Source organism: Acidimangrovimonas pyrenivorans, assembly GCF_042643245.1.
In the GTDB taxonomy this organism is placed as follows: Bacteria; Pseudomonadota; Alphaproteobacteria; order Rhodobacterales; family Rhodobacteraceae; genus Acidimangrovimonas; species Acidimangrovimonas pyrenivorans.
In genome coordinates this window covers 106,516-113,377 of sequence record NZ_JBHRSK010000006.1, presented here as the reverse complement: position 1 = coordinate 113,377, position 6,862 = coordinate 106,516, and the positions used below count along the sequence as shown (strand labels likewise).

At 68.0% G+C, this 6,862-nt stretch carries 5 protein-coding genes and 1 pseudogene; 5 read left to right on the top strand and 1 reads right to left on the bottom strand.

Annotated elements, in window-relative coordinates:
• The 5 genes and pseudogenes from ACFOES_RS10350 to ACFOES_RS10330 form a co-directional block, all read left to right on the top strand.
• A pseudogene (locus ACFOES_RS10350) lies at window positions 1-149 on the top strand (UTP--glucose-1-phosphate uridylyltransferase); the annotation flags it as partial.
• Window positions 150-180: 31 nt separating this feature from the next.
• On the top strand, window positions 181-1,431 hold the full coding sequence (locus ACFOES_RS10345) for a glycosyltransferase family 4 protein (protein WP_377833194.1): 1,251 nt from the start codon (window positions 181-183) through the stop codon (window positions 1,429-1,431).
• A 47-nt stretch (window positions 1,432-1,478) separates the two neighbouring features.
• Window positions 1,479-2,489, top strand: a complete 1,011-nt coding sequence (locus ACFOES_RS10340) for a glycosyltransferase family 2 protein (protein ID WP_377833193.1) — start codon at window positions 1,479-1,481, stop codon at window positions 2,487-2,489.
• Between the two features lie 10 nt (window positions 2,490-2,499).
• Entirely contained in the window at window positions 2,500-4,197 is a 1,698-nt protein-coding gene (locus ACFOES_RS10335; RefSeq protein WP_377833192.1) for a DUF5927 domain-containing protein, read from the top strand.
• A 5-nt stretch (window positions 4,198-4,202) separates the two neighbouring features.
• The gene (locus ACFOES_RS10330; RefSeq protein WP_377833191.1) at window positions 4,203-5,612 is read left to right on the top strand and encodes a nodulation protein NodH; all 1,410 of its coding nucleotides are present in this window, start codon (window positions 4,203-4,205) and stop codon (window positions 5,610-5,612) included.
• A gap of 117 nt (window positions 5,613-5,729) precedes the next feature.
• Here the strand turns inward: ACFOES_RS10330 and ACFOES_RS10325 are convergent, their stop codons facing one another.
• Window positions 5,730-6,860 carry a CaiB/BaiF CoA transferase family protein gene (locus tag ACFOES_RS10325; RefSeq protein WP_377833190.1) on the bottom strand — a complete coding sequence of 377 codons (1,131 nt, stop codon included), beginning with the start codon at window positions 6,858-6,860 and terminating at the stop codon, window positions 5,730-5,732.
• Window positions 6,861-6,862 lie beyond the last annotated feature (2 nt).

Here is a 6,862-nt window from a genome sequence, read left to right as displayed (position 1 = left end):
TCCGCTTCCGCGGCCAGCGTTTCGATTGCGGCTCGAAGGGCGGCTTCCTGCAGGCCACCGTCGCCTTCGGCCTCGCCCGCGAGGAACTGCGCGGCGAATTCGGCCAGTATCTCGAAGAGATGGCGGCAGTGCAGCGCGCCGCCCAGTAGCCGGGTGTCCAATATCCGGGGGGACCACGGGATGGCCGAGCATGGCGGGCCGCCGGCGCGGTTGCTCGACCTGTCGCGGCTGGTCTCGCGCGCCGGGCTCGCGGCGCCGACCGGCATCGACCGGGTCGAGCAGGCCTATCTGAGCGAGCTGCTGGCCCGGCCCGAACCGCTGTTCGCTCTGGTGCGCACGACCTTGGGCTTCGTCCTGCTCGACCGGGAAGGCGCGGCGGCGCTGGCGCAGCGGATTGCCGGCGAACGCGGCTGGGGGGCGGCCGACCTGCTGGGGCGGCTGAGCCAGCGCCGGGCGCCGCTGCGGGCCCGGGCCGAGGCCGATCTGCGCCGGCTGGCGCTGGGCCGGGCGCGGCCGCGCGGGCTGGCCCGGCTGCTGCGCCGCCATCTGCCCGACGGCACCGCCTATCTCAATACCGGCCATTCCAACCTCTCCGCCCGGGTCTTCGACGCGGTCCACGCGCTGCCCGGCGGCCGGGTCGCGGTGCTGATCCACGACACCATCCCGCTCGACTATCCGCAATTCGCCGCGCCCGGCCTGCCCGACGCGTTCCGGGCGCGGCTGCAACGGGTCGGCGCGGCGGCGGATCTGGTGATCTACAACTCGGCCCGGAGCCAGGCCGATGCCGAGCATCATTTCGCCCTCTGGGGCCGCGTGCCGCCAGCGCTGGTCAGCCATCTGGGCGTCGACCTGCCGCGCCCCGATCCGTCTGAGATTCCCGCCGGGCTCGACCTGGGCCGGCCCTGGTTCGTCACCCTGGGCACGATCGAGCCACGCAAGAACCACGCGCTGCTGATCGACATCTGGGAGGCGATGGCCAAGGACCCGCCGCCCGGCGGCATGCCGCGGCTGTTCGTCATCGGTCGCCGCGGCTGGAACAACGCCGCGCTTTTCGCCCGGCTCGAACGGTCGCCGGTGATGCGTCACCACGTCTTCGAACTCGGCGCCCTGCCCGATGGCGCCGTGGCGGCGCTGTTGCAGGGCGCGGCCGGGCTGCTGTTTCCCAGCTTCGCCGAAGGCTACGGCCTGCCGCCGCTCGAAGCCGCGGCGCTGGGGGTGCCGGTGCTTTGTGGCGATCTTGCCATCTATCGCGAGACGCTGGGCGATTATCCCGTTTACGCAGAGGTGAGCGACCGCTATCTTTGGCGCCGAACAATTGAGGCAATGGCGGACAACGCCAGAATGTCCAAGGGGTTGCGGGAGGGGCGCGGGGAGGTTCCGCGCCTTTCGACATGGCGGGATCACTTCGGCCCGGTGTTGCGGGTGACGTGACGGCCCCGGTCGCTCCCGCCGGGCAGAGGCCGGGAGGTTAGGGACGGTTGGGATTCGCGCGTTCATATCTGCTGCGCCTCGCGCGCCGGCGGTGGCGTGTCCGCGCCTTCCGCAAGCGGCGCGAGCTCAAGCCGGTCGTCGACCGCAGCAACCTGGTCGCCCGCGGCGATATCCTGATCTTCTCGACCCTGCGCAACGAACGCGTCCGGCTGCCCTATTTCCTGCGCTACTACCGCGAGATGGGGGTCAACCACTTCTTCTTCGTCGACAACGGCTCGGACGACGGCTCGCGCGAGTACCTGGCCGAGCAGAACGATTGTTCGGTCTGGAGCTCCGAGCATAGCTACAAGCGGTCGCGTTTCGGCGTCGACTGGCTCAACTGGCTGCAGATGCGCCATGCCCATGGCCACTGGTGCCTGGTCGTCGATCCCGACGAGTTCTTCATCTACCCGTTTTGCGACACCCGCTCGATCAAGGCGCTGACCGACTGGCTCGACGCCTCGTCGATCCGCTCGTTCGGGGCGATGCTGGTCGACATGTATCCCAAGGGGCCGATCGACGCCCGGCCCTACAAGGAGGGCGAAGACCCGTTCGAGATCGCCAACTGGTTCGACAGCGGCAATTACATGATCCAGAAGAACGGCCGTTACGGCAATCTGTGGATCCAGGGCGGGCCGCGGGCGCGGGTGTTCTTCCCCGACAATCCCGAGCGGGCACCGGCGCTGAACAAGATCCCGCTTGTGAAATGGCACCGCCACTACGCCTATGTCAGCTCGACCCACATGCTGCTGCCGCGCGGGCTGAACCAGGTCTATGACGAATGGGGCGGCGAGAAGGCCTCGGGCTGCCTGCTGCATGCCAAGTTCCTCGACACTTTCGCGGTCAAGTCGGAGGAGGAACTGGAGCGGCGCCAGCACTATGCCAACAGCCACGAATACCGGGCCTATGCCAGCGGGCTGAAGGACAACCCGGACCTGTGGTGCAAGTGGAGCGAGAAATACATCAACTGGCGCCAGCTCGAGATCCTCGGGCTGATGTCGAAAGGAAACTGGGCATGAGGGCGCGCGCGTGACCGTCGGTTTCGTCATGCTGTGCCACACGGCGCTGGACCGCGCCGCCGAGGTCGCGCGCTACTGGGCCGAGCGCGGCTACCCGGTCGTCATCCATGTCGACAAGCGGGTCAGCAGGCAGGGCTATGGCAAGATCACCCGGCTGCTGGCCGATCTCGACGATGTCCGCTTCTCGCCGCGCTATCGCTGCGAATGGGGGACCTGGTCGCTGGTCGCGGCGACCCAGGCGGCGGCCGAGCTGATGCTGGGCGAGTTTCCCGGCGTCCGCCACGTCTTCCTTGCCTCGGGCTCCTGCCTGCCGCTGCGCCCGGTCGAGGAATTGCAGGCCTATCTCGACAGCCGGCCGCGCACCGATTTCATCGAATCCGTCACCACCGAGGATGTCGGCTGGACTGTCGGCGGCATCAATCTCGAACGCTTCACCCTGCGCTTCCCGTTCTCGTGGAAGCGGCACCGCGAGCTGTTCGACTGGTACGTGAATTTCCAGCGCCGGATCGGCTTCCGCCGCCGGATCCCGGCCGGGCTGGTGCCGCATCTGGGCAGCCAGTGGTGGTGCCTGACGCGCCAGACCCTGTCGGCGATCCTGCAGGACCCGGCAAGGCAAGAGCACGACCGCTATTTCAAACGGGTCTGGATCCCGGACGAATCCTATTTCCAAACCCTCGTTCGTAAATATTCGACCAATATCGAAAGCCGGTCGCTGACGCTGTCGAAATTCGATTTCCAAGGCAAGCCGCACATCTTCTACGACGATCACCTGCAGCTGCTGCGCCGCTCGGACTGTTTCGTCGCCCGCAAGATCTGGCCCCGTGCCGACAAGCTCTACCAGGCCTTCCTTGCCGGAGATGGCGGCGACCAGCCGGCGGCAGAGCCGAACCCGGGCAAGATCGACCGGCTGTTCGCCAAGGCGGTCGAGCGGCGGACCCGGGGGCGGCCAGGCCTCTACATGCAGAGCCGGTTTCCGAACGAGAACTGGGAAAACGGCAGGACCTGCGCGCCCTACTCGGTCTTCGAGGGCTTCGCCGAGATCTTCGAGGATTTCGAGACCTGGCTGTCCAAGACCTCCGGCAGCCGCGTCCACGGTCACCTCTTCGCGCCCGACCGGGTCGAGTTCGCCGGCGGCGAGACGGTCTATAACGGCGCCCTGTCCGACAGCGCGGCGCTGCGCGACTACAACCCGCGCGCCTTCCTGACCAACCTGATCTGGAACACCCGCGGCGAGCGCCAATGCTTCCAGTTCGGCCCCGGCGACAGCCAGGAGGAAGCCTGGTTCATGGCCCTCGACCCGAATGCCCAGATCTCGGTGATCACGGGCGCCTGGGCGGTGCCGCTGTTCCATTCCAACGCCGATTTCGCGACGATCCGCAAACAGGCAGCCAAGCTGCAGAAGATCGAGAGCGCGCATCTCGACGTCCTGCGCTCGCCCCATGTCAAGGCGCGGATCCGGGTCTGGAGCCTGGCCGAGTTCGTCGAAAGCCCGATGGAGCCCCTGCAGGCGATCATCGACGAGATCAACCCGCGCGCCCTGCGCCGGCTGACCGAGGTGCCGCGGATGGTCGACCTGACCGGCTTCGGCCAGTTCCTGCAGAACCTGCGCAACCAGGGCATGCAGCCCGTGCTGATGGGCGATTTTCCCGTCGGCGAAGTGCCGGTGCCGGCGCATGAGCGGCGCTCGAAACCCTATCTGGTGAAGTGACACACGTGACAGACTCGCCCTTCGACAGTTTCATCGTCCTCGCCGAGATGCGGACCGGCTCGAACTTCCTCGAGGCCAATATCAACGAGTTCGCCACGCTGCGCTGCCTGGGCGAAGCCTATAACCCGAGCTTCATCGGCCATCCCAACCAGTCAGAGCTGTTCGGCTACAGCCAGGAACAGCGCGAGGCCGATCCGCTGGGCCTGCTGGCGGCGATGAAGGCGCAATGCGACGGGCTGCCCGGCTTCCGTTTCTTCCACGATCACGACCCGCGGGTGCTCGAGCACTGCCTGGCCGACCGGCGTTGCGCCAAGGTGGTGCTGACACGCAACCCGCTGGAGAGCTACATCTCGTTGCGGATCGCCAACCAGACCGGGCAGTGGAAGCTGACCAACGTCAAGCACCAGCGCCAGGCCAAGGTGCATTTCGAGGCCCGCCGGTTCGAAGAGCATCTCGACCGGGTGCAGGCCTTCCAGGTCGAGGTGATGCACGCGCTGCAGGTCAGTGGCCAGACCGCCTTCTACATCGATTACGAGGATATCCAGGAGGTCGAGGTCCTGAACGGGCTGGCCCGCTTCCTCGGCACCGAGGAGCGGATCGAGGCGCTGTCGAAGAAGCTGAAGAAGCAGAACCCCGAGCCGGTCTCGGCCAAGGTCGACAACCCGGAGGAAATGGAGGCGGCGCTGGCCCGGCTCGACCGTTTCAACCTGTCGCGGACGCCGAATTTCGAGCCCCGGCGCGGGCCTTCCGTGCCCGGCTTCCATGCCGCGCAGGAGGCCGGGCTGCTCTATATGCCGGTGAAGGGCGGACCCGAGGCGCGGGTGCTGGACTGGCTGGGCCGGGCCGGCGGCGGGGTGACGGGCGGCTTTACCCAGAAGACGTTGCGGCAATGGCGCCGGCGCCATCCCGGCCATCGCAGCTTCACCGTGCTGCGCCATCCCGTCGCCCGCGCCCATGCCGCCTTCTGTGCCGAGGTGCTGGGCGAGGAGCGTGCCGGTTTCCGGGACCAGCTGGCGCGCGGCTACAAGCTGCCGCTGCCGGAAGAGGCGCCGGGGCCGGACTACGATCTCGCCGCCCACCGCGCCGCCTTCCTCGGTTTCCTGGGCTTCGTGAAGAAGAACCTGTCGGGACAGACCGGGATGCGCGTCGATCCGGCCTGGGCAAGCCAGGTGGCGGTGCTGCAAGGCTATGCCCAGCTGGCCACGCCCGATGTCGTGCTGCGCGAGGAGCGGCTGGCAGAGGGGGTGGCGTGGCTCGCGGCGGAACTTGGTATCGAGGCGCCGGCGCTGGCTGAGGACGCCGAGGCCGCGCCCTTCGCCCTTGCCGATATCTACGACGAAGAGACCGAGGCCGCCACCCGCGAGGCCTATCCGCGCGACTACCTGACCTTCGGCTTCGGGGATTGGCAGGGTTAGACCTGTCTGCCGCGGCGCGTTTCCCTGAGCCCTAAACGCCCACCATCCTGCATGGAATCAAGGCCTCCGGCTGCCGCGCGAGCGCCGGATCGTTCTGCGGAACGAAGGGCGCCCCCGCTACTCGCCGTCCAGCAGCCCCTGATCCTCGCCCAGCTTGGGCGAGGGCCGGTCGAGCGCCAGTTCGGCACCGGAGAAGGTGAAGGGCGAGCGGACGCCGGGGACGCCGTGCAGCGTCACCGCCAGCCCGCGCGCCTGGACCTGCGGATCGGCGAAGACCTCGGCGAGGTTGTTGATCGGCCCGGCCGGGATCCCCTGCGCCTCGCAGGCGGCCAGCAGGTCGGCCTTGGCCCAGCGCAGCGTCGCCTCGGTCAGCCGCCGCGTCATCTCCTCGCGGTGGGCGATGCGGTCGGCATTGGTCAGGAACTCGGGCGCCTCGGCCATCTCGTCCAGCCCGAGCACGGCGCAAAGGCGGCGATACTGGGCGTCGTTGCCCGTCGCCAGGATGATCCAGCCGTCGGCACAGTCGAACACGGCATAGGGGGCGAGGTTGACATGGGCGTTGCCCATCATCGGCGGCGCTTCGCCGGTGGCGAAATAGTTCATCGCCTGGTTGGCCATGATCGAGGTGGCGACGTCGAGCAGCGCCATGTCGATCTGCTGGCCCTTGCCGGTGACCGACCGCTGGTGCAGCGCGGCGAGGATCGCGGTGGCGGCATAGACCCCGGTGAAGATGTCGGTGACGGCGACGCCGACCTTCTGCGGCTGGCCGCCCGGCTCTCCGGTGATGCTCATCAGCCCCGACATGCCCTGGATGATGAAGTCGTAGCCGGCGCGGTGGGCGTAGGGACCGGTCTGGCCGAAGCCGGTGATCGAGCAGTAGACCAGCCGCGGATTGACCTCTTTCAGGCTGTCGTAATCGAGCCCGTATTTCGCCAGCCCGCCGACCTTGAAATTCTCGATCACCACGTCAGCCTCGGCGACCAGCCGGCGCACCGCCGCCTGGCCCTCCGGGGTGCGGAAATCGGCGGTGACCGAGCGTTTGCCCCGGTTGGCGGCGTGGAAATAGGCGGCCGAGCGGTCGCCCTCACGCTTGATGAAGGGCGGGCCCCAACGCCGGGTGTCGTCGCCCTCGGGGCTTTCGACCTTGATCACCTCGGCGCCGAGATCGGCAAGCGTCTGGCCGGCCCAGGGACCGGCCAGGATGCGCGCCAGTTCGACGACCTTGACGCCTGTCAGCGGTGCGGCCATCG

Coding starts and splice junctions, on each gene's coding strand:
- ACFOES_RS10325 (WP_377833190.1), bottom strand. CDS start 6,860: ATGGCCGCACCGCTGACAGGCGTCAAGGTCGTCGAACTGGCGCGCATC.
- ACFOES_RS10345 (WP_377833194.1), top strand. CDS start 181: ATGGCCGAGCATGGCGGGCCGCCGGCGCGGTTGCTCGACCTGTCGCGG.